Here is a 21704-nt window from a genome sequence, read left to right as displayed (position 1 = left end):
TAAGATCTCCAATAAACAAAAATTTGTAATTTAAGTAGAATCGTTTAGTCTGATTAAATGAAAATCTTAATATTCTTTGTCGTTATATTCTTCTCCACGCTGTCTATCGCGCAGGATGCAGGTGTTTTGTTGGGCTTTTATCAAGGTGGAGAAGATCAAGCAAGTTCATATAAAACTTATTGGCTTGGAACAAGAGCGAATAAACCCTTTATGGCAGGGCCATTGAATGACTTGTTGGTTCCAACGGTTAAAGGTTTTTATCGCGTCGGCACCAGGGACGGCTGTATGTTGAAGCTTAGTATGGATACGGGCGAGTTAATGTACATCGTTCGCCCGGACCAACAACCAAGCGTGGAACTTCAGTCCTGCACTGATGCAAAAATTAATCTGGAAAAGAGCTTGAAGAAGAAACCTCTTAAAGAATCTGAAAAGTGCATTGATGGGTGTGACCCCAGAGAAGCCAATACTACGATTCGTACTCAGATAAAAATGATAACCGGTAAGTCTATTTTATTCTTGAGATCTGAAAACTTTGTTTCAGAGCGCCATCTAGATAGTCGTGAAAAGCAGATTCAGGTTCGATCATTTGATGACTCTGCTACCGGATACTTTAATAATTTCCAGCCAAAAGATTTCATTCCTGATGCTAAGGCCATTATTCCTGAAAATGAGGAAGAGAAAAGCTGTATCGAGTACAATGCTGGCAAGTATGAGTTTGTGACATGGAGTGTGGCCCGCAACCCATTTGTCTGGGAGTTTGAGGGTTTTCTGCCAACCCATCGTCTTTGTGGTGTGGGTATCGAATTTAAATCAGCACTTAAGGTTAATACCCCTGAAGTGGGGCCGTTGGTTCCGGGAGGAATTATTGCCCAGTTAGCTGGTAAAGAAGACGGCTTTATTTCTCCAGATGGTCGAACAGTGGTCAGTATTGATAGTTCTGGCTTTGAAATTTACTCGGTAAAGGAAGGAAAGTTAGTTTCCATTTTCAAAAAATCAGCAAAGCTTCGCCAACTAGTTATGCAGGAGTGGGCTTCCGGTGAGAGCGTGGAGCAATGGGACAAGATAGTTACGGGCATTTTAGCGAACAAATGGAAAGAAGCTAAGTACGAAAAGTACAATCCGAAAAAACATCCGGGTCGGTGATTAGTCGGTTGGAAGGAGCCGGGGCCGTTCGCTCGTCACGATAGGATTTGCGAGAAGATTGAAATGGTGATCGCGGCACGACTCGAACGTGCGACCTACTGCTTAGAAGGCAGTTGCTCTATCCAGCTGAGCTACGCGACCACTTGTGACATATAATCACTGAAGGGGTTCAAACTAGCAAATTGATTTCAAAAATCCAAGCCCATGCCCCCATATTTTACCCATTAACGCATGTTGTTATTAATTCCTAGCACTCAGAATCCATCTGTTTTATAAAGAATTAAACCCCCACCGGGAGCGCGTGAATGAAATTCATAATTACCCTACTTACAATGGCCCTGGCGACGACAGTCACTTTTGCAGCGCCCGGTGAAACCGAGGTGAGCCCCGACGATCTTTCCACAGATGCCGGTGGCAATTTTGTCCATTGCGTATTGAGGGATGGCCGGGAGTTTCAAGCCACCACCTGGCTGGTGATGATCGATAATTTGATTTTGTCCAAAGAACCCGTGCGAGCTTATCTGAACGCGACTTCCGAGAACCTGGAATTCAAAAGCTGGGAGTGGCATGTTTTGGTCACAAAGCCCTTCGCCGCAACGGGTGGCGTGCAAACAGTGAAGATCACACGCCTAAAGCCCTCAGAGCCCACTCAGTATGCTGAGTGCAGCCCTTAAGTTATTTCTCATAAATTTTAATCAGACTACCGACATCAAAAAATAACAATCGCGCGGTGATGAAGGCGCTTGAAATCAAAGTCTTGCCATCAGGAGTAATATCCAGCGCCGTTGGCTGCGCTCCTCCGACAAGCGTATAAACAACCGCTCCGTTGGTCGTGTCGATGATATCGATTTTCCCGACAATGCGCGAATCCACTGAAGTATCCCCCACTGTTGTGGTCGTGCGTGAAGACACATACAGGTAGCGATTGGAGATCGGGTCTAATACGATGGTGTTCGGGTGCGCCAGTGGCCATTGCTTGTTCGGGAAGTTGGGATGATCTTTTGGATAGCCTTCAAGCACCAAAATCTTTTGTGGGCCCGTCGTCGTTTCAAACGGAACTAATAGATCATTCCATGTTGATTCCGGCAACACGGCTTGAGGTCCCTGATTAGGCATTCCATCCACAATCTCCATCAGCTTTTTAACACTGATTCTGGAAACCGCATTGCCACGCATATGACTTAAGTAAGCCAGCTGTCCGTCTTTGGAAGTCACGATGTGACGCACATTCAACTCGCGACCGGCAAGGTCTTTACTGATCGGAGCCAGCTCTGCAAGCTGTTTATGGTTTATAGAATCAACGACGAAGATACTCCCCGATTCAGTATTCAACACCAGGGCGCGACTCCCATCGGGAGTAAAGGCCACTCCGCGCGGAGCAATTTTGTATCCATGCTCAACCGGTGGTTTGAAGTGGGTCTTCAAATCGATCTTTTTGATGAAGTGACTGTCGCCTTTCAATTTCCCGTCATCTTTCAGGTTGGTGATATCAATCACACTGATATCATCTGAAAAGTAATTTGCGACGTAGATCACCTGCTGTGGATTTCGGATTCTAGTCAGTGCAGGTCGCGTGGCAATGATCTTTGCCCCTTGTCCGAACGTAGGAATGTATTTGGCGATCTTCTGAGTCTTGGTATTTACGACTGTGACCATGCCCTGGTCCTTGTAGACTTCAGAACCTTCGTCACCTTCAGCGCGTGCGATTAATGCCCACTTACCATCAAAGGAAAAATCAACTTCTGTATTGGCAAGAATGCCTTTACGCATTCCCACCGGAGTGATCAAGGTCTTCTCCAGAGTCATCTTTTCCAGGTCATATATCGAAGCCGTCGGAACTCGTTTCTTGGTTTTCGGATCGATCTTTCCGCACATCTCGGCCAGATAAAGATACTTCCCACTCGGATCCACCTTCGCCCCCTTGGGCTGGCACCCCGTCGGGAGTATTTTTTTCAAAAAATCCTTGGAGTAATATGCCTCTAAATCCTTCGCTGTCGCGCTGGCTGCGCAGGCATACGAAATCAACCCCAGAGCCAAAATCAGCCGCTTCATACAGATCTCCTTTGTTTAAGACCTGTCACTATGACCGATACCCCCTCCGGGTCACAATTGACGTTCTTGTAAGGTTCCGATTCCATCAGAGATTTAATCCAGGGCTCCCTATTGTGTTCGAAATGCGGCTTTGTTAAATTTGGCCCCATGAAGACCCTTATTTTTTTGATTGGATTGTCTCTATTTGCTGGAACAACAACGTTTGCATCCGGCAGGTATAGCTATACTCAAAGCCCTGACTGGCAAAAAGAAGACTACTTGTTTGGTGCTTTCCGTGCCAACGCTCCCCACTTTTGGAATTGGTTAAAATCACAAAATGGCCCTCTACTGGAACCCACTGGCGTGGTTGTTGGCGATCCACATATTTTGAATTTCGGCGATGTCCAACTTGCAACGGGTGGTCGCGAGTTCTCTTTGATCGACATAGATGATGGCGGACCGAATGCTCCATTTGCAGGGGACATTATTCGCTATGCCGCCGGCAATCAGGTTTCTCCTTTTAGAATCTCACTGAATAAAGTCTTTGATGCTTACGTGCACGGCCTGCAGGGTTTACAGATGAGCGAACCTGCCGTATTGCAAGACGCACTTTCTTACCGCGACGAGGACTTTCACTCCCGGCAGGAAAAGTACTTGGACAAAATGACGACGGGTTCACGCTTTTCTGACAAGGCAAAGTTGATTCCTATTTTCCAATCGCCACTAGAGGTTCAACACCTTTTTCACCAAGCTCGCGAATACTTTGAAGCCTCCATGGCAGGATATCAAATTCTGGACAACGGCTATAAAACCAAAACCAGCGGTGGCAGCAGCGGTCTGCCCAGATTTTGGTATTTGATCCAAAGAAATCAAAAGCGCCACATCGTCGAATTCAAACTTGAGAAGGAAGCGGCGACTTCCTTTTTCTCCTATCAGGGGCAGGCAGTTGAGCGCTTCCCCCACGTGGCACAAGTTTACCGACCGGCAAGTTCTGTGTACGGACCATATAAGATCGTGGCAAGTCCCGCCGGACAATTCCTTATGCGTGCCCGTTTGAATCCATTTTTGGATTTTGAAGAGGGCGACAACATCCATGACGGACAAGATATGTCTCTGTATATCGCCAATCGCCTGGGACTATGGCATGGCCAACAACCTGCAAGTGAAAACTTACTACAGTTCTTGCGCTTTCAAACTTTTGAAAAACTGGTAAACACTTACGTCGACCTGATGAAAAGGGAGAACAACTAATGAACGGACCTACCTGGGATATTGAATCAGTCTACCCTTCGATCGCTTCTACCGAATTCCAGAACGACTGGAACGCGATCCACGCTGATCTGCAATCTTTGCAAAAAAACATTTCAGAAATCAAATCAGAATTCGCGAATCCAACGGACAAAACCATCACTCAGGTTCAAAACATTCTGATCATGGAAGAGAAATGCAGAGTCATTGCGGGTACCCTGACCACTTATTTGACGTGTCAGCTTTCCGTGGACTCCTCGAATCTGGAGGCCAAAGCCAAAAGTTCAGAAATTGATATTTTCTTTTCCAAACTGACTCAGGCACTTGTTCCTGTCGGACTTTTCCTGCAGCACTGCGAGGATTCAGTCATTGAAAAGCTTCTGAACCACGAACACCTTAAGCCCTATCGCTTTGCTGTGGAACAGGAACGCAAAAAAGCAGAGTTCAGTCTTCCGGAGGCACAGGAGACTTTACTGGCAAGTTTGCAGGTCTCTGGACACAGTGCCTGGGGTGAATTGTATGACGACCTGAGTGGCAGCATTCGTGTGCAATTGAAATACCCGGATCGCACCGAAACTGTCGGCCTTGCCAAAGCGAGCGCCCTCACGAAAACCGCAAACGAGTTGGATCGTAAAGTTGCATGGCTGGGTATCCAAGAAGCCTGGAACGAGCACCAACACAGCGCTGCTGCCATCGTCAATGCTTTGGCCGGCTGGCGTCTGGAAGAGGCAGAAAAGCGCTCCCATACGAAAACCAAAACGTTCATGAATGATCCGCTGTTCAACAACCGCATTACTCAGCAGACACTGAATGCGATGATCTCTGCGTGCAAAAGCAACGCACAGGATATTCGTAAAGGCGGCCAGCTGATGGCGAAACTTTTAAAGAAAGATCGCCTGAGTCTTTGGGATCAGATGGCGCCAAGTCCGATTGCGGCTTCCGCCGAGGCAATTCCTTTTGATCAAGGCATCAAAATCGTCAGAGACGCTTTCGCCCATGTTTCCCCGGAGATGGCCGATTTCGTGCAAATGATGGTGGATAAAAATTGGATCGAGGGCCGTGTCCTTCCTAACAAACGCACGGGTGCGTATTGCACTGGATTTTTGAAAACCAGAGAGCCCCGCGTGTACATGACTTACATGGGCTCCAGCAGTGACATAGGAACATTAGCCCACGAGCTGGGACATGGCTTCCATGCGTGGGTGATGCGTGACATGTCCTGGGGGGAGCAAGAATATCCGATGACCCTGGCGGAAACCGCGAGTGTCTTTGCCGAAACCGTTTTGGGTGATTCTTTGATGACTCAGGCCAAATCACGGGAAGAAAAAATCGAGAATGCCTGGGGTGATCTGGAAGGCGCGATGGCGTTCCTGATAAATATTCCAGTTCGCTATGAATTTGAACGTCGCTTTTATGAAGCTCGTAAAGAGCGCACATTGAGCGCCCTTGAGTTGCGTGAATTAATGAAAACCGTTTGGACCGAGTGGTATGGCGACAGCACCGACGGCGCTGATGAGTTGTTCTGGGCACACAAGCTGCACTTTCATATTGCGGGCTTAAGCTTTTACAACTTCCCATACACCTTCGGCTACCTGTTCTCTTTGAGTATCTATGCCCGCCGTCAGGAACTGGGTGCAGGCTTTATGGATAAGTATAAGGCCATTCTGCGCGACACAGGCCGTATGACTGCCGAGGACCTTATCATGAAGCATCTGGGTGAAGACATCACGCAGCCAGCCTTCTGGCAAAAGTCCATTGATGTCGTAAAAGCCAAGATTGCTCACTTTGAGAGCCTGATTTAAGTCTGGTTGAACATTAAAAATCCCGCAGGGTGGAAATGCTATTCTACAATAGTGTTTCCACCACTCACTCCGGGAGAACCAGAACCCATGCGGATTCTACGTCAAATTAAAGATGCCGTTTTAAAATCCTATGAATTTGTCAAAGAGATGGATGAACTGACGATAAGTCGCCTGCGCGGTGAAGACGAGTTTGACCGTCCGGCAAAAAAAAAGGAGCACAAACGTGCTCCTCGAAAAAATAATGTGAATACAGAAGATCTATATCCAAAAAAAGACTAGTGGAATAGCTGACAGCCCGGAACGTTAACGTCGATCTCGTTGTTTTGGTTCAAGCAAGAGTAAACCCAGTAAGTTTGCTCACCGTAAGAGTAACCACGGTAGGCTTTTTGGTTACCATCTTTATCCACTTCACATGGATTGTTCATTTCACACATATAGCCTGATTCGTTACCCGTGTTGTTGATACCGATCACAGTGCGAGTGCCTTTTTGCACGATTGGCGAACCTGAAGTTCCACCAATAACCTGGCAGCCCGGACGAGAGTAGCGGATAGAGTCTTCCCAAGTATAACCCGCCTCTTTCAATTGCGGAATGAACGCTTCGATTTCACAAGCGTAGCCACGCTTCCAGTAACCAGAGATCACTTCGATCTGAGTTCTTTCAGTTGGACGCTGAGAAGCCAAAGTCATCGCGTTCACCGCGTACTTGGAAACGATCTCGCCATAAGTTTCGTTCAACTTATAGATCGCCATATCAGTTTTAGTCATTGTTCCGTAGATGATCGTGTTTGCTGTCAAACGACCCACAACCTGCATACCCGCGTTGAACAATTTGAAAGTTCGACGGCTTGGTTTGCCGTAAACGAAAGTTCCTGGTTTCGGAAAACCGACTTCCAAGCAGTGACCGTTTGTCATAACCATCGCGTTGTCTGTGTCGCGAGAGTTTTCGAAACGAATCAAAGAACCAGAACAGTTATCCAAACCAACAATCGCTTCGAAGTTGTATTCAGCTGTAAAGTTCGCTGGCAAAGAAAGCAATTGCTGTTGTCCTTTTGGGAACGGCAATGGCAATGCTTGCGCAAGTGAAGAAACCGTCATTACAGTAATTAAAGAAAGTAAAAATCTCATGAGTCCCCCTCGCCCAAAAGCCTAACCATAAGCCCTTGAAGTCACAACGGAAACCCTGAAGAATGCAGCGCATTCGGGGATGTTTTTATGAAGTGCTGTGTCACGAATCAATAACAAAAAGCCGGGTTTTTGCCCGGCTTTCTTGTTTTGCATTGATGTTAAAATCAGAACTAGAAGCTCTTTTTAACAACGTCCACCACGTACTGAAGTTCTTCAGGAGTGATGTAGGCATAACATGGAAGATTCAATACAGCTTGAGAGATGTAGTGAGCGTTGCCATTGTCAATTTTGCCAGCCAAATAACCTTGAGCACCGGATTGCATGCTCATCGCGCCTGGATAGATTGTACCGTAACCCACGTTGGCTTTTTTCAAGTTTTCAATCAAAGCCGGACGCAAAGATGGTTCAATCATCGCCACTGCACAGTAACCATTCTCTTTTACATTCGCAGCTGCGCGAACTGGTTTTAGAGGCAAGCCTTTCAAAGACTCTTCATAAAACTTAACTGCATTCATGCGGGATTTGATACGAGCATCGATGTGTTTCAATGACATATTCAGGAACAAAGACTCGTACGCACCGATACGGGAATTCCAACCGATCATACCGTGAGAGTAGTGATCTGTACGACCATGGTTGATCAAAGTACGGCAGTTTTTTGCATAAGTATCATTAGCTGTGAAAATAGCGCCCGCATCGCCGGAAGCACCCAAAACTTTTGCCGGATAAAAGCTTGTCGTTGCGATTTCAGCCGTGCCCACAACGGATTGACCATCAATCTCTGTACCGAAACACTGCGCACCGTCTTCAATCAAAACAACGCCGTTTTCTTTGGCAAACTTTCTGATCTCCATTGTCTCAGGAGTCACCCAACCGTAAAGGTGAACCATGATAGCCGCTTTTGGTTTGAATTGCGTGACCGCTTGTTTGAAAGTCGCAAGGTCCCAGTGACAGAATTGCTTGTTCACATCCACAGTCACAGGGTTTGCACCCACGTTGACAACTGCTTCGAATGTCGCCCAGAAAGTCATATCCGGAACCAACACTTTATCATTCTTTTCTACGCCCACAGCACGAAGTGCGATTTGAATCGCATCTGTACCATTCGCGCAACCAATGGCGTGTTTGGATTTAGTGTAAGTTGCCAAATTGGCTTCCATTTCGCCAACGATAGGTCCACCAACGAATTGAGTTTTATCAAAAAGATTGGCAACTCCTGCCAAAAACTCATCGCGGAAACCAGGTTCAAAACGGTTCAATGTAATAAATGGAACTTGCTGAATGCTCATATGAAATCTCCTGTACCCCTACGATTTTCCTCCAAGAAATTAATTTGTGCAATCAAGGGCTGCGCGTTGTGGGGCTTCGGAACTGTAGCTTTCTGCACACGAGTGGTGCTTATAGACAACACTTGCTGCATAATTCCGAGCTATCGTCCAGTATCGTCAAGCAGTCGGGCCATGATACCGATAAGATATCATGCAAAACGCCCAGCGTATTTTCATTATACTTTTAACTATGGGATTAAGCCTTCCCAGCTGTGCGACCCCTCTGCGCGTTGGCAGCACTGCTACGGGCAAAGCCTCGTACTACGGTGAAAGCCACAACGGCAATCGCACGGCCAGCGGTGAAACATTCGACATGGACGAATTGACCGCCGCCCATCGCACTCTGCCCATGGGATCAAGGGTGAAAGTTTCAAGCCTCACCTCCGGCAAATCAGTCACAGTCAGAATTAACGATCGCGGCCCCTACAAGAAAGGCCGAATCATTGACGTTTCCGAGGCTGCTGCCAAAGAACTGGATATGATTAAAAAAGGTGTGGATCGTGTGAAAATAGAAGTCTTGTCCATCCCCGGCAAGTAACCGGGGACGTCTTTAAGAATTATCGTTTTTCGATGTCGTCTTTGGCTCTGAAAATCGCCGCTCCCAGGTCATTCAAAAGCTTCGACTGCTCTACGGTCAACTCCTGCCCCAGAACCTTCAATTGCAACTGCCCCTCAAAGAAGGGACCGGTTTGCGATTTGTCATTCCAGGCTGCCATGAATTCCTTTTCAAAATTGCCGATCTCTTTCGCATCGAAAATTTGTGCACCAAACTCACGGAAGCTGCCCTGCAGAGTATCCGGATTCAGATTGGACGAGCCGATCATCATCGTTTGTCCATCAATCGAGGTGATCTTACGGTGGTTCTCCTGATGGTAAACCTGGGTTTTCCCATTTGGAAAGCGCGCCTCAGATCCCAGAGTTTTACGAGCCTTCACTTCCACCCCGTGCTCCATCAACTGCTCAAGGTAAAGCGTGTTAGGCAATCCACCCATGTCGAAGTTTCCGTTGTGATCCGCCAGGATTCTGATTTTCAGTGATGGCACCTGGGACTTTCTTTTCATCAGGGCGTCGTTGATATAAGGGTCGTAAATGAACAATTGCTCCATGTAGATGTTATTTTGGGCTTTGGAAATCATATCAACCAGCATGTTGCGAACGTCTTTGATCTTCCCATCAACATTGGCTTCCGCCAAACGCACCACCTGGCTCCCCACTGCCGGGTAACTTGTTCTTTTGACTTTAAACCAACTCAAAATCTTTTCACGCTGGGACAAATAGGCCTCGTTAGAGAAACCCTGTTCTTTAAAATAGAACCACTTTCTTTCCTGCTGATTTGTCGTCAGCGCAGCATCCACGTCATCGTAATAGGCTGCCTGCACCAATGCTGCCGCCGGTCCTTTTACATACAAAGCATTGTCATAGTAGTAGCCGCCGCTGTGATCCGACCAGTTCTTGGAGCCAAAGTAAGCCTGCGGCGCCTCGCCCTCCGCATCGACAACAATCACCTTACTGTGATCGATCTTGGATTCATAATAAGTATTGCGTTTTTCCAGGGCCTTGAAGGTCTCATCTGTTTTAGGAACCAGATTCGTTATTCCAAATGGAATTCCCGGAGGGTGACGCTGGATATTTGCCTGCAACAGGTAAACCGCTGAGCGCAATGCCGGATCCCCTGCAACACGATCCTTCAAGTATTGAAAGATCGGCATCATCTCGTCTTTCATGTTGTAGTTCGTCGCAAAATCATGAAGCAAAAGGACCTTGAAGTTCGGGTTTGCTTTAAGCTTCAGGGACGTCTGATCCAATAAGAACTTACTTAATGTTCCGCCCATCGTTCCGCCAAACAGAAAGATATCAATGAAGATACTCTGCTGACTGCTGGCAATCATGTCACGAATGCGCGCAAACATCGGATCTTTAAATGCGGGATGCCCCTCGTCCTTTTCAGACATTGGCATTTTCATATAAGGCTTTGTGAAATCCAGTTTGCCACCATTAAAAATGGAGCGTTCATTGAACCAGTCAATGTGCTCAGGGGAAACCGTGTTATGACTGACCAGTTCCACCACATTCCCTGCGACAAATCCACCTGCGACCAGACTGTACAAGTCCATCTCGGGGAATCGTTTTTTCAAATTTTCCAGCAATTGTGTCGAGGCGATGCTCAGGCTCCCCGTTCGGGAATAGCTGAGAGCCAAACCACGGGCGTGCTCCTGCGCCTGACGGTTCTTTTTCAGTGGATGATCCGCATAATCACGAAGAGCCTGTATGCGGGTTTGCAACCAGTACTTCAATACCTTCTGTTCATTCGCAGGTTGCGGCTTAATGAATTTCCAATAAACCAATGGCAAAAGAATCTTCTCCGGGACTTGATTCTCAACCTTCTTTACGAAGGCCAAAGCTTGTTCCTGATTTTTCGCAGCAAGCTTACGGATCTCAGTCAATAATGTTTCCGGACGACGGCAGGCCTCCGCAGCAAACATCACATCGTGATTCTGCTTATAGTAGTCCATCGCCTCTATACGCTCTTTCAGCGAAACCTGCGCTGTCTGCGCGAATGCAGGACAGGCCATCAACAATGCAGCACCAAGTGCACCCACCTTCATCATAGTATGCCCCCTGGGATCACCTGATTCAGTTTCAGTTGTTTTTCCAATACTCCCTGACACTTGCCAAAAAATTCACGGCGCGCAGCCGATTTGGCTTCGGACTCTTCACTCGGTCTGGGATTTTTGGCCAGAGACCGGAAAGAACTCACGTCAACTTCACTGCGTTCGACGTCGAACTTGCGATCTTTCAAATCGTATACCATTTTCTTAACCACGAAATCTGTGTGAGCCATCATCTTCTTTTGGTTCACCTGATAGCGCATAGTTGAAATAGACTGATACTTTGCACTCGATTCAGGCTGCAATTCCGGACGCCCCTCTTGAGTGGCCGCGATGATTCCAGGATAGATCTCAAGAGTTTCCTCTGTTGGAATCAAATTCTTAAGATTGAAGTTCTTGTAAAGGTCGACAGTATAAAACACAGGTACTCCGGCAGCGGAGGTAACTGCACTGGTAAAGCCGTTACAGTTCCCGGCACTCACTGTCGAATTTAAACGGAAGTATCGTCGATAGCGGATGTAGCCCTTCACACCATTTTTTGTGATTTTTGGAAGACCTAGCTTAGGCTTGGTATCCAAAATTTCCACAAAGATGCTGACCTGACCGCCAATATAATCTGCATCTTCAGATTTGCTCACCAAAGATGAATTCGCATAAATCTGATTGGTAAATCCTTGTGACTCACTCAATTCCCACTTTTTGCTTAAACTTCCCAACTCATCCAAACGAACCAGTTGATTGCTGGACAACTCGGGCGCAAACGTTGCGGAATACGGTTTTGGAGCGAAGTTCAAATCAAACTGCAACCCCAGGTTGACCAGCTTGTAGACCTTTAAGGTCTTGATGAAGTTTTCAACAACTTCTGTTTTGACATTTCCCAGAGCCAGCTTGGCCAGTCCCTGCTGGGGGTTTTCCTCGCCCAGGGTTTCAGCAATGGCTGTCTGAATGGATTTGCGTGCATTTTCAGAAAGATACTCAGCATCGCCGTTGGTGTTAAAGTCGACCGCCATGACACGACGGAATTTCTCCGTCGGTGAATCGCCTCCAAGGATCTGCCCCAGTGCCTGGGTTTCCCTCTCGGTGAAGATATTGGGCAAACTGCTTGGCTTACGAACCTCTTTATGCGAACAGTGCACTGCCAGGACGGCAGCGCACAAACTTAAGATCAACGGCTTTTTCAAAGTGAACCCCTAGATTCCCTGGAATCTTGAAAACTCAGCGTAGGATGCATCATCTGCCTTCAACAACAACTCAAGTGAATGTGGCAGATCCTTATAAACACGACGACCGCCGTAATACATGATCACGGGATCAAACATTCTTTGATTGCCTACTGCCAACTGCGCAACGTTGTCAGGACTGATCGTATAACGCATCAAAGTGTTCGCAAGTGGCCACTTCACATCGTCGAAAACCACGTAAGCGATCTCTGAGCACACAATGCGAGTGTGTGTATGCACGTCAAAGTTAAAGTCGTACTCTTTGCCGATTTGTGCAACCGCCTGAAGGATCGCTTTTCTGCGATACTCGTCAGTAATATTTGAACGGTTATCACGAACAACCAGGAAGTCGTCGATGTTCAGGAAATGATCCAACGAATTGATCTCAACTCCCGGGCGCAATGCCTCGACAATTCTGTGGCCAGAACGAATCTTAGCCTGCACTTTGCTTGGAATTTGGTCCCAAACTTTCAGGTCCTTCAGTTGTTGCTCAGTACCCAGCCAAATCGCAACGTGCCCGTAGTGACCTGGAATCATTTTGTCAGTCAGACGGAACGGCGTTTTTTCCATCAAAATGTCCAATGGTTTCATTTCTGCGATAAGCTTGTTCTTTTCATTCAATGACATGTTGTACAGATAACCTTTACGAGTCTCAACCAGACCCACCATGTTACCAAAACCCATACTCACACCATAGGACACAACACGCGCTCCGCGCTTGCCTCGGGAAGTCAGACGCCCCCACAGATTTGCCACAGCATCTTCAAAGTTGGAGCTTTCTTTATTGTTCTTAACTGCCACATACCAGATACTGGATTGAATCATCCCGTACAGGTTGGACTCTTCAGGACTGGTTGTAACGCCTTGAGCACGACGCCACGCCATCACTCCATCCACGAACTCGATCGCCGAACGAATTTGATCACGACGCTCACGATTGGTGTAGCTGTCAGCAACCTTTTGCAGGGCCTTCTTTTGCTCCACATCGTAGTTCAATACGTAACGAATGGAATCGATATTGTTATACGGCTGAATCGCCACAAGGAAGTTGTCCATCAGGATCAACGCGGATGCCAAGGCCATTTGCGTTTTAAAGATTTCCTTCTCGCCTTGAGGATCTTTTGGGTCAATGCTCAGGACCTGATATCTTTCCCAGACATCCTTTGGACGAACACGTTCTTTTACTTCGTTCTTCGTGCCCAGGTAAGGAGTCAGTTTGACTTGATTTGGGCTGGCGAAATTAGATGCCACCGGAAGAGTATAGTCCAAAAGCTTTTTGCGAGTCACAAGGTAGTCCGCACCCATTTTGCGCACCCACTCACCTTCGGAGCGGCTAAAGCTCACATCACTGCTTTCATTCAATTTTTTCTCTTGAGCAAACTGCAAAGCCTTTGCTCTGAAAGTCAGTGCCTCTGCAAACAAAGTTTGATAGTCATAATATTGAGGATCCACATAGCTTGCCGCTGCTGGCACCCTCTCCGTTACTTCCTGTTGAGACTTACAAGCTGCAAATGCCAATGGCACAAGACACAGTGATACCAGACTAAAACGCATGTTTTTCTCCTATGGACCCATTTTTCATTGTGTTCCTTAATATTAATAGCTTTGAAAATGTTCAGACACACAAAACTATTGGAAGGGCCAGACTATTGTAAACCTCACAGTTTCCTCGCTCTCGCCCTAAGCCTAGAAATGATCACCTGACAGACACTGTCTAAAATTCTGAACGCCAGCGCCTGCCTGATCGATTTAACATGGTAACAAAATTGCATTTAGATTCAGTGACTCCGTTGTAGTACGTGGGGTTGGGGGAATACATCGTATGAAAATGAGACTGCTTGGATTCATCTTGGCTGGTAGTTCCCTGATCGTTACGTTTCAAAACTGCGCACCTCAAGCTCACTTTGCAAGCCTTGCAAGCAAAACGACCTCTGCGGGTGGAGAGCTCAAGTCCATTCCTGACTTGTTGATCGAAACCAAAATGAATACTGCCATCGAGTTTCAGGCGGATAAAACCTCGGCACCAGTGGCCGATAAAATCACATTTTTGACCATCAACTCCGGGGCGGCCCTGAGCGGCAAGATCGAGATCATCGACGCTTCCACTTATAATTTCAAATACACGCCCAACTACGGATTCCGCGGAACTGACAACATCCTGGTGACGGTCACCGACAAAGAGGGTGTGGCAATTCAATTCAAAATCAAAGTGAGTGTCGGCAATGCCTTCCAGACATTCAAGCCTGCCCTGGCAATTCGCGGTATGGGCTGTATCCAATGTCATGCACAGGTGTCTTCAAACATCATCACTGATTTTGGTTATGGTTCCAGCTATTTCATGGCTCAGGGTTCCCCTTCCAATATCACTTGGACCAGTGGCTCCGTTTACGGCGACCACGGCAAAAACTTTTATACCGTGGCCATGCCAGCGGATAAATCCATTATCGTTCCCCAGGCACCTTTGCCTTCCGCGATCGCCACGCAAGCTGGCGCCGGCACCTTGGCAGCTTACTTAAAGTCACAACTTGCGAACTCCGCCTATGCAACCTCCAAGGGCGCACAGGTTCTTGAAAAGAAAAGCGTGTACATCGGTGCGCCGACCGATGCGAACATTTCCAGTGCATTTCAGCTAACGGCCACTGAACGCTTTAAATACTTTAAGGATGCTGACACATCCGTGGCTTTGTCAGGTCTAAAAGACGAAGGTGATTTCTTTCAAAACAGCGGCACACTTAATTGCGAGGGCGACGTTGCCATTCGTGGTCCCCTGCTATTGGAAAATCTGACTTTGAACTCGAAAACTGGCTGCCGATTGTATGTGATGGGTTCGGTGTTTATTTATGGCGCGATCAATTACGCCAACACTGATTCCTCCCGCAATCTGCAAATCACCAGCAGCAAGTCGATCAGTTTGGGTCTGGGTACCGTTAAAAAGAACGGCAACTTCTGTAATACGACTGACAACTATGCGACGAATACTGCGGGTTACGGCACTTCTTCTTTGGTGAACCGCTACTCTTCGTTCTGGACGGTACCGGGTAACTTTATCAGAGCCTCTGCAAATCCCAAGGCTTTCGGTGACACAGTCCTTGCGGAAGCAGCTTTGATCGAAGCGAAAAAGGGTGCCTTGTACGATGCCGCCTGCCGCACGGAAGGTCGCAATGTCTCGTTTGAAAGAATCCTTCTGAATGCGCCTTTGATTCACAGTCGCTATGAAGGCAATGTTTCTGGAACTGTTATTGCCGAGGTCTCCATCATGAGTTTGAACAAGTTCAAATTCTCATATGATGAAGTCTTTAATACAGTGCCTGTCTTCCCATTCCTGGATCGCTCTGTCTATCTCGATATCGTCGAATAGAGCTGTCCAATAATCATACGGTCCGGCAATTTTTTCCAAGGGAGGAGTTCACATAGGCTCCTCTCCCGGGAATTGATAAAAGGACCCCATGAAGTCATTTAATCTGCTTTTATCGCTCCTGCTTTCCCTGCCCCTTTTAGGTCATGCCTACACTATTCAAGGCACTGTCACCAATGTTCATGACGGTGACACACTCAACGTGCAATCCGGCTCACAGAAGTACAAAGTTCGCTTCCTTGGAGTTGATACTCCGGAAGTGGATTACTTTGGAAACACTCAGGGTGAGTCCGCCTACGTGGCCCGTGACTTTGTTGCGGGGCTTGTGCCTCCGGGCAGTGAGATCACTGTGGTTTACGATGATAACGGCCATGACAAGCACAACCGCATCCTGGGCCGGGTCTTTTACAATAACGTCGAAGTCAATCTGGAGATTCTAAAGGAAGGCTGGGGATACCTGTACTTCATCTATCCGTTTGATAAGGGTCTGATCGCCGCCTACAGTAGCGCCAGCCAGTATGCTGTTGAAAACCAAAGAGGCCTGTTTGGCCCTCGCTATTCGAATGTCTCAGCTCCCTATGATTTCCGTATGGATTCCCGAAATTTTACGGGAACAAATTTTGTGGGCGATATCGAAACCAAGATGCTTTACTTTCCGGAGGACTCTTACAAGGTTCCGGTTTATAGACGAGCTTTCTTTTCAGATAAAAACCTGGCGATACACCTGGGTTACAGATTCTTCTAAATAAAAAAAGCCATCCGATGAGGATGGCTTTTTTTGTTTCTACATTCTTTTATTGAACTACTCTGCCGGGCCGATCGTTTCTTTGATTTTGATCGTCTTTTTGATTTTGGCATCCGAGGATAGTGACAGATCCTCCGCCGTATATGTCTTTTTCGCCTTGCCTGACTTTAAATCCAAAGCCGCCCATTTGAACATAGAGCCACCTTTAAGCGCGAAGCTGACGGGCCCTGCTGACGACTCCTGAATTGGCAACGTCGCCTTTACAGCCGTCTTGGACGTGAAATCCAGGGCCATCTTGACTGTGCCCACCAGGGTGCCTTCTTTGTTTTCATCGGCACATTGCACACGCAATTCTGACTTTTCAATTTCAATCTGATCGAACGACAGGCAATTCAACTCCCCTGCCGCCATCCAGATTTTGGAGCTTCTGACGTACTCATGAACTTTGGGCTTTTTTCCATCGCCAGCCGTCCATTGCGACAAAACCACGACATATTCAGGTAATGAAATCACCGCCATGATGTCTTCAGAGACAAGATCATTGGGAAAGCCCAAGCTTTCTTTTCTTCCGGATTTTGCATCGACTTCCATGAACACCCGGCGCGCAGGATCTGAGATATCAACAGCCACGACCACTTTGCCATTATGAACATTGGAAGCAGACTGAATTACTGCCGCTGCCTGGGCTTGAAGACCTGCAAGAACAAATAGAACACCTGTAAGCAGACTTTTCATTATTGAACCCCGTCCTGACTATTGTCTTTTTTGTTTGAAACACCAGTGTCGCAGACTGCCCCCACTTGATCAAGATCACCAACGTGTTTTTTACAAGAGCGAATACCTCCGGCATGATCTGCAAAAGACATGAGAGGCTCCGGAGCTTGCTGTTCCGAGTATTTGGCAATCTCAGAATAGGACACAAGTTTGTGTCCAGAAAGATTTATGGATTCAATAATGGCCGGCAAGTTCTCAACCGTCCAAGAGTGAATATCATGCGCCAATACGACGCCCCCCTTGTGATTGCAAACTTGCTCCAGGACCGAGCCTGGCAAGGCTTTGCGTTTGATTTTACTCCAGTCCCAGGTATCTATATCCCAATGAAAAGGGCGATACCCTTGGGCTTTAATTTGCCGCATCGCCTTGGAGGCCATGCTTTGATTGGCGGAATCTGGATCCTGAAACCACCCACTGCCATAAGGAAATCTAAATGGCGTTGGTTTCGGCAATTTCAGCTTATCAATAATTGCTGCAGACTTAGCGATGTTACTACTGATCTCTGCTTCAGTGTGCTTCGCAATATTGCCATGCTCAATGTGCTCAAAGGAATGAGAGCCCACCGTATGTCCTTCGGTCTTCATTCGTTCGATCACTTCCATAAGCCTCTTTGTACTCTCGTTGGGCTTTCCATTTAAAAGTGACTTGAAGCGCGTCGTGGAAATCAAAAAGGTCGCTTTGATGTTGTTCTTTTTCAAAGTATCCAAAATCTGCAGAGTCTGGGGAATTCTGGGCCCATCGTCAAAAGTTAAATGTACAGGATATGTCTGCCCGCCAGGACAAATATGTTTTTGTACAGAAACTTCCACTGCGGCACCAGCCGTCAGAGAACCAGACACCAATAATAGAGCTATAAATGAGGACCTCATAACTTCATTACATCAGCTAGTTTACGAATTACCAAATATGTTTTTCCGCCACTGGACTGAGAATTGAAGTTCGTCGGTAATAAGATGCTCCTATTCAAAAGGAGATCCTATGCTAGTTAAGACAATACTGGGAATTTTCGTCTCACTGATTATCGCTGAAAGTGCGTCTGCTGCTTGCGGAGATATGTCACCGCGAACATTCAAAGGGGATGATGCAGTTACTTTGGCGTATATATTAAAAAACTCACCGATAGGTAAAAAGACTATCAACGGTGATGACACCACTTGGACTGTCACCGAGATGAAATGCACAGAAACCAACCGCGGCGTTCAGCCGGACCTAATGCCAGCTTATGAGTGCAAGCCACCCCTTGCTGTGGGACCGATAACAGCAATGGCCTTATTTGAAGCTCTGGATGATATGGATGTCATGCCCGACGCAACCACAGGGCACGTGAATCAGATCGCCAAAGACATTTCCTGCACAATTAATAAAAATGGCGCTGGTGGAATCGCCAACAGCCCAACTTGCATGATGACTGCAGCTTGGGAAGATGAATGCGGGAATGACTAGTTCTTTTTGTTATGCGGAAGCTCAGATTCAGCTTCCGCAGTTCCTTCGTTCAGCATGGAGAACAGTGAGTTCTGAAAACAAACCAGAGAATTTGCGTCCTCGCAGTCGAACTCCGCAATGAATTCTTTCTGGAATGCACGGAGCTTGTCCATCGCTTCCTGCATGCGTTCTGATTTCATTCTCATGAAAGTCGCTGCGTACTGTCGTTGGGATTTTGGCACTACATCGTAGGAACGCTCCACAATTTTCACAATTTCCTGGTGCATGGCTTTGGGATCCGGTGACTCGGGGGTTCTGGATTCCAAGGCAATCACTTCATCACTGTTCAGCCCCAGGATCGGCGAAAGCAGTTTCGCTAAGGCTTCGCGGCTTTCAATGTTTTGCAGCTTATTGCCTTCATTCAAAACGAAGCGCGCAATGGCGTGATTCTTCTCCCCTTGGAGCTGATTCAAAACCATGATGCGAAGATGATTGCTATCAATGGATTTTTCGTACTTCACCAGGTTCGAGAAATGGGACTTCTCGCCTTCGTTGAAATCAAAATACTCTGAAATGGATTCCGCAAGCTTATCGCCGATATGGCGCTTGCGATTCAGGATCATCGACAATGCTGACGGATGAGACAGCCCCAACTGACGGGTCCACACCGTCAGACTCCAACCCACTTTATTCTGGCTCTTCCAGGCGTTATAGTCCGCCAGAAACTGCCTGTAGTCTTTGTATTTAAGGATTTCAGCCTTTGTCATATGGGCCTAATATATACCTTAAAAAACGAGGACTTCGGCAATTTTGCGGGATTTTCACAAACCTTGTGAAAGGTTTTCAGCAACCGTCTCTTGTTTGGTCAGAACATATATGTCAAAACTATGGCTTCTTAAACCACCCTAAGGGGGTCCAAGTGAAACTGATCCTGTCTATATTGCTTATGGCACCTGTTTTTGCTTCTGCAGCGACTGAAATCATTTATAATCGCTCTGCCAACCCTTATATCCCACAACAGGGTGAAATCGTTCGCGAAAAAGTTTGTATCGAACAAGACACGAATTCCCTTAAAGTTCACGCACCAGAGCAGAACCTTGCTGTGCCTATGGTTGAAGACAAAGCCGTTTGTGTTCAGTGGAATCGCAATGACTCTACACGCCCGGTTTGCTCCAAGTCCATCATCCGCAGTGTGAAACTCGATGACACGTACACGCAGTATACCTACGACGTATGGGACCACCGCAAAGAGCGTCCGATAACAGTTCAAAATAAACGTCTGGAAAACTGCAACAGATAATAGAAAAATAAAAAGGGCACCGGTAATACCGGCGCCTTTTTTTCTTTAGTGCTTACTGGCTTTCGAACGCGATTTCTTTTTGCCAGAGCTCTCCGCTCTTCTTTTATTCACCGTAGCCCAGGCTATTTGCTCAGAACGTTTCGCTGACTTTCCAGATTCTTTCTCGCTGTCCATAATATGTTTGGCCATGCGATCCTCTTTGGCTGTATGGGAACTTGTAGATCTTGGCATGCTCCCCCCCCCGTTGAACCGATTCCGCCACAGTCTTAGCGAATAGCGAAGTTCAAACTCCGTGATTATCAACAACAACGTCCCCTATTGAGAATTTATTTTCAGTCCGTTTTCTCAGATTTTTGGGCCCACACCAGTGAATATTGAATAAAAGTGGTAAAGGAAAAAACAGAAACTTCACGATTCACGTCAAATGTGAACATTCCCGCCAAAAACAATTCTGCTTTTCGTCATGGCTTTTTACAGGACCTTTTTGTCTGAGTTCTGCCCATTTTTATTTTTCATGAATCGAACTATTCTGTTTCTGGACCAATAACCGGAGGACCCATGAGATTAATCACTTCACTGCTGGCGCTGACTCTTACGACAAGTTTGATTGGCTGTGGCAGTAACTTTGAAACTTTAGAACGTTCCTCTGCCGATAGTTCGTCACAAGGTGCTCAAAGCACCCCTACTGTATCAACTCCCAAAGTCGCTGCACAATCCATGGTCAGCGATCTGCAGGAACAACTGAAAGTGCAAGCTGCTGGTAAACTGTCAGCAACACAAATTGCAGCTATTATAGCGAGTGCGCAGACTGCACTTGAATCAGCAAATCTTGGAAACAGCAACAACCTTTCCGCAATCATTCCTGTACTTATTCAAGGCGCTACCACTGGTGTCGGCACTTTGAATATTTCAGATCTGGTTAACAAATCCAATATTCTGGGTTTGATTGGCGACAGTACACTGAACTCACTGGTGAATCTTTCTGAAGACGAGGTTTCAACGGCCTTGATTCAAAAGGTGACTTCAGCGTTGTTCTCTAATTTAAAATTGGCAGGCATCGGCTCCAGCAGCCAAGCCACTGCAGCAAACACAATTATCCAAGCCATCCTTGGTAAACTAAGTGGTAAGGATTTTGATGTAAGCAGCTTGGCGACTGTGGTCGAAAGCCTTGCTAAAGGTTCCGTGCTTGGTCTTGGTAACCTGGGCAACTCCTCATCTGTTTTGCAATCCATTCTTGGCAGCTTGGGTTCTGGATCCCTGCCCGGCTTGGATCAATTGATTGCTAAACTTGGGGGTTCAAACAATACCTCCACGACTCTGCAGAATCTGATTGCCGCCTTCACATCCGGCTCTAACTCTGGTTTGAGTTCAATCGTCGGTAGTGGCTCCGGCTCATCAGCACTGAAACAAACTTTGCTGACTGCTCTAATGGGTGGGATTAAAATTGCGGGAGCCTCGTCCCCTGCTGCCAGCGTGGTGACGACAATCGTCGGTTCACTGTTGGGCAACTTTCTTTCCAAACTCTAAAACTTCACTCTTCTGAAATTTATCGATGAGCAAAGTCCCGCCTTTGAGCGGGACTTTGCTTTCCTGCACTGGA

At 46.9% G+C, this 21704-nt stretch carries 21 protein-coding genes and 1 tRNA gene; 11 read left to right on the top strand and 11 right to left on the bottom strand.

The annotated features are described in order from the left end of the window. Positions 1 to 57 precede the first annotated feature (57 nt). A complete protein-coding gene (locus tag ACLVWR_RS10505; RefSeq protein ID WP_413580608.1) occupies positions 58 to 1143 on the top strand; it encodes a hypothetical protein in 1086 nt (361 codons plus the stop codon). Between the two features lie 64 nt (positions 1144 to 1207). Here the strand turns inward: ACLVWR_RS10505 and ACLVWR_RS10500 are convergent. Then, positions 1208 to 1284 (bottom strand) — tRNA-Arg (locus ACLVWR_RS10500). 164 nt (positions 1285 to 1448) lie between these two features. On the opposite strand from ACLVWR_RS10500, the gene ACLVWR_RS10495 reads away from it, so the two are divergent. Next, positions 1449 to 1817 carry a hypothetical protein gene (locus ACLVWR_RS10495; protein ID WP_413580607.1) on the top strand — a complete coding sequence of 123 codons (369 nt, stop codon included), beginning with the start codon at positions 1449 to 1451 and terminating at the stop codon, positions 1815 to 1817. A 1-nt stretch (position 1818) separates the two neighbouring features. Here ACLVWR_RS10495 and ACLVWR_RS10490 read toward each other — a convergent pair whose 3' ends face one another. Continuing rightward, positions 1819 to 3195, bottom strand: coding sequence for a YncE family protein (locus tag ACLVWR_RS10490; protein WP_413580606.1), 1377 nt, complete (start codon positions 3193 to 3195; stop codon positions 1819 to 1821). Between the two features lie 147 nt (positions 3196 to 3342). On the opposite strand from ACLVWR_RS10490, the gene ACLVWR_RS10485 reads away from it, so the two are divergent. The 3 genes from ACLVWR_RS10485 to ACLVWR_RS10475 all read left to right on the top strand — a co-directional run bounded on the left by ACLVWR_RS10485 (position 3343) and on the right by ACLVWR_RS10475 (position 6503). Then, a complete protein-coding gene (locus ACLVWR_RS10485; protein WP_413580605.1) occupies positions 3343 to 4425 on the top strand; it encodes a DUF2252 family protein in 1083 nt (360 codons plus the stop codon). Beyond that, entirely contained in the window at positions 4425 to 6224 is a 1800-nt protein-coding gene (locus ACLVWR_RS10480) for a M3 family oligoendopeptidase (protein ID WP_413580604.1), read from the top strand. The genes ACLVWR_RS10485 and ACLVWR_RS10480 overlap by 1 nt, the downstream gene beginning before the upstream one ends. Positions 6225 to 6311: 87 nt before the next feature. Beyond that, positions 6312 to 6503, top strand: coding sequence for a hypothetical protein (locus ACLVWR_RS10475; protein ID WP_413580603.1), 192 nt, complete (start codon positions 6312 to 6314; stop codon positions 6501 to 6503). On the opposite strand, the gene ACLVWR_RS10470 is transcribed toward ACLVWR_RS10475, so the two are convergent. Together ACLVWR_RS10470 and ACLVWR_RS10465 are read right to left on the bottom strand one after the other, a co-directional pair. Beyond that, a complete protein-coding gene (locus ACLVWR_RS10470) occupies positions 6500 to 7351 on the bottom strand; it encodes a trypsin-like serine peptidase (protein ID WP_340599121.1) in 852 nt (283 codons plus the stop codon). The genes ACLVWR_RS10475 and ACLVWR_RS10470 overlap by 4 nt on opposite strands. Positions 7352 to 7521: 170 nt before the next feature. Then, on the bottom strand, positions 7522 to 8640 hold the full coding sequence (locus ACLVWR_RS10465) for a DegT/DnrJ/EryC1/StrS family aminotransferase (RefSeq protein WP_413580602.1): 1119 nt from the start codon (positions 8638 to 8640) through the stop codon (positions 7522 to 7524). A 190-nt stretch (positions 8641 to 8830) separates the two neighbouring features. On the opposite strand from ACLVWR_RS10465, the gene ACLVWR_RS10460 reads away from it, so the two are divergent. Beyond that, complete coding sequence (locus tag ACLVWR_RS10460; RefSeq protein WP_413580601.1) at positions 8831 to 9217, top strand: septal ring lytic transglycosylase RlpA family protein; 387 nt, start codon at positions 8831 to 8833, stop codon at positions 9215 to 9217. Positions 9218 to 9236: 19 nt separating this feature from the next. Here ACLVWR_RS10460 and ACLVWR_RS10455 read toward each other — a convergent pair whose 3' ends face one another. The 3 genes from ACLVWR_RS10455 to ACLVWR_RS10445 are packed head-to-tail and all read right to left on the bottom strand — an operon-like array spanning position 9237 to position 14062. Further along, positions 9237 to 11288, bottom strand: coding sequence for a phospholipase D-like domain-containing protein (locus ACLVWR_RS10455; protein WP_413580600.1), 2052 nt, complete (start codon positions 11286 to 11288; stop codon positions 9237 to 9239). Further along, positions 11285 to 12469 (bottom strand): hypothetical protein, encoded by a 1185-nt coding sequence (locus ACLVWR_RS10450; protein WP_413580599.1) that lies wholly within the window; start codon positions 12467 to 12469, stop codon positions 11285 to 11287. Before ACLVWR_RS10450 ends, ACLVWR_RS10455 begins: the two co-directional genes overlap by 4 nt. A gap of 9 nt (positions 12470 to 12478) precedes the next feature. Then, complete coding sequence (locus tag ACLVWR_RS10445) at positions 12479 to 14062, bottom strand: YiiX/YebB-like N1pC/P60 family cysteine hydrolase (RefSeq protein WP_413580598.1); 1584 nt, start codon at positions 14060 to 14062, stop codon at positions 12479 to 12481. Positions 14063 to 14330: 268 nt separating this feature from the next. On the opposite strand from ACLVWR_RS10445, the gene ACLVWR_RS10440 reads away from it, so the two are divergent. Beyond that, entirely contained in the window at positions 14331 to 15866 is a 1536-nt protein-coding gene (locus ACLVWR_RS10440) for an Ig-like domain-containing protein (protein ID WP_413580597.1), read from the top strand. An 88-nt stretch (positions 15867 to 15954) separates the two neighbouring features. Further along, a complete protein-coding gene (locus tag ACLVWR_RS10435; RefSeq protein WP_413580596.1) occupies positions 15955 to 16608 on the top strand; it encodes a thermonuclease family protein in 654 nt (217 codons plus the stop codon). 57 nt (positions 16609 to 16665) lie between these two features. On the opposite strand, the gene ACLVWR_RS10430 is transcribed toward ACLVWR_RS10435, so the two are convergent. Both ACLVWR_RS10430 and ACLVWR_RS10425 read right to left on the bottom strand, forming a co-directional pair. Further along, a complete protein-coding gene (locus ACLVWR_RS10430; protein WP_413580595.1) occupies positions 16666 to 17343 on the bottom strand; it encodes a hypothetical protein in 678 nt (225 codons plus the stop codon). After that, positions 17343 to 18251, bottom strand: coding sequence for a polysaccharide deacetylase family protein (locus tag ACLVWR_RS10425; protein WP_413580594.1), 909 nt, complete (start codon positions 18249 to 18251; stop codon positions 17343 to 17345). Before ACLVWR_RS10425 ends, ACLVWR_RS10430 begins: the two co-directional genes overlap by 1 nt. A gap of 109 nt (positions 18252 to 18360) precedes the next feature. On the opposite strand from ACLVWR_RS10425, the gene ACLVWR_RS10420 reads away from it, so the two are divergent. Further along, complete coding sequence (locus ACLVWR_RS10420) at positions 18361 to 18825, top strand: hypothetical protein (protein ID WP_413580593.1); 465 nt, start codon at positions 18361 to 18363, stop codon at positions 18823 to 18825. Here the strand turns inward: ACLVWR_RS10420 and ACLVWR_RS10415 are convergent. Then, the gene (locus tag ACLVWR_RS10415) at positions 18822 to 19571 is read right to left on the bottom strand and encodes a TIGR02147 family protein (protein ID WP_413580592.1); all 750 of its coding nucleotides are present in this window, start codon (positions 19569 to 19571) and stop codon (positions 18822 to 18824) included. The genes ACLVWR_RS10420 and ACLVWR_RS10415 overlap by 4 nt on opposite strands. 152 nt (positions 19572 to 19723) lie before the next feature. On the opposite strand from ACLVWR_RS10415, the gene ACLVWR_RS10410 reads away from it, so the two are divergent. Then, positions 19724 to 20104 carry a hypothetical protein gene (locus tag ACLVWR_RS10410; protein WP_413580591.1) on the top strand — a complete coding sequence of 127 codons (381 nt, stop codon included), beginning with the start codon at positions 19724 to 19726 and terminating at the stop codon, positions 20102 to 20104. Between the two features lie 45 nt (positions 20105 to 20149). Here ACLVWR_RS10410 and ACLVWR_RS10405 read toward each other — a convergent pair whose 3' ends face one another. Next, entirely contained in the window at positions 20150 to 20335 is a 186-nt protein-coding gene (locus tag ACLVWR_RS10405; protein WP_413580590.1) for a hypothetical protein, read from the bottom strand. A 327-nt stretch (positions 20336 to 20662) separates the two neighbouring features. Here ACLVWR_RS10405 and ACLVWR_RS10400 point away from each other — a divergent pair, with 327 nt between their 5' ends. After that, a complete protein-coding gene (locus ACLVWR_RS10400; protein ID WP_413580589.1) occupies positions 20663 to 21631 on the top strand; it encodes a hypothetical protein in 969 nt (322 codons plus the stop codon). Positions 21632 to 21704: the final 73 nt, after the last annotated feature.

This window comes from Bdellovibrio sp. HCB288 (assembly GCF_047305935.1).
Classification (GTDB): Bacteria; Bdellovibrionota; Bdellovibrionia; order Bdellovibrionales; family Bdellovibrionaceae; genus Bdellovibrio.
This window is presented reverse-complemented; position numbering and strand designations above follow the sequence as displayed.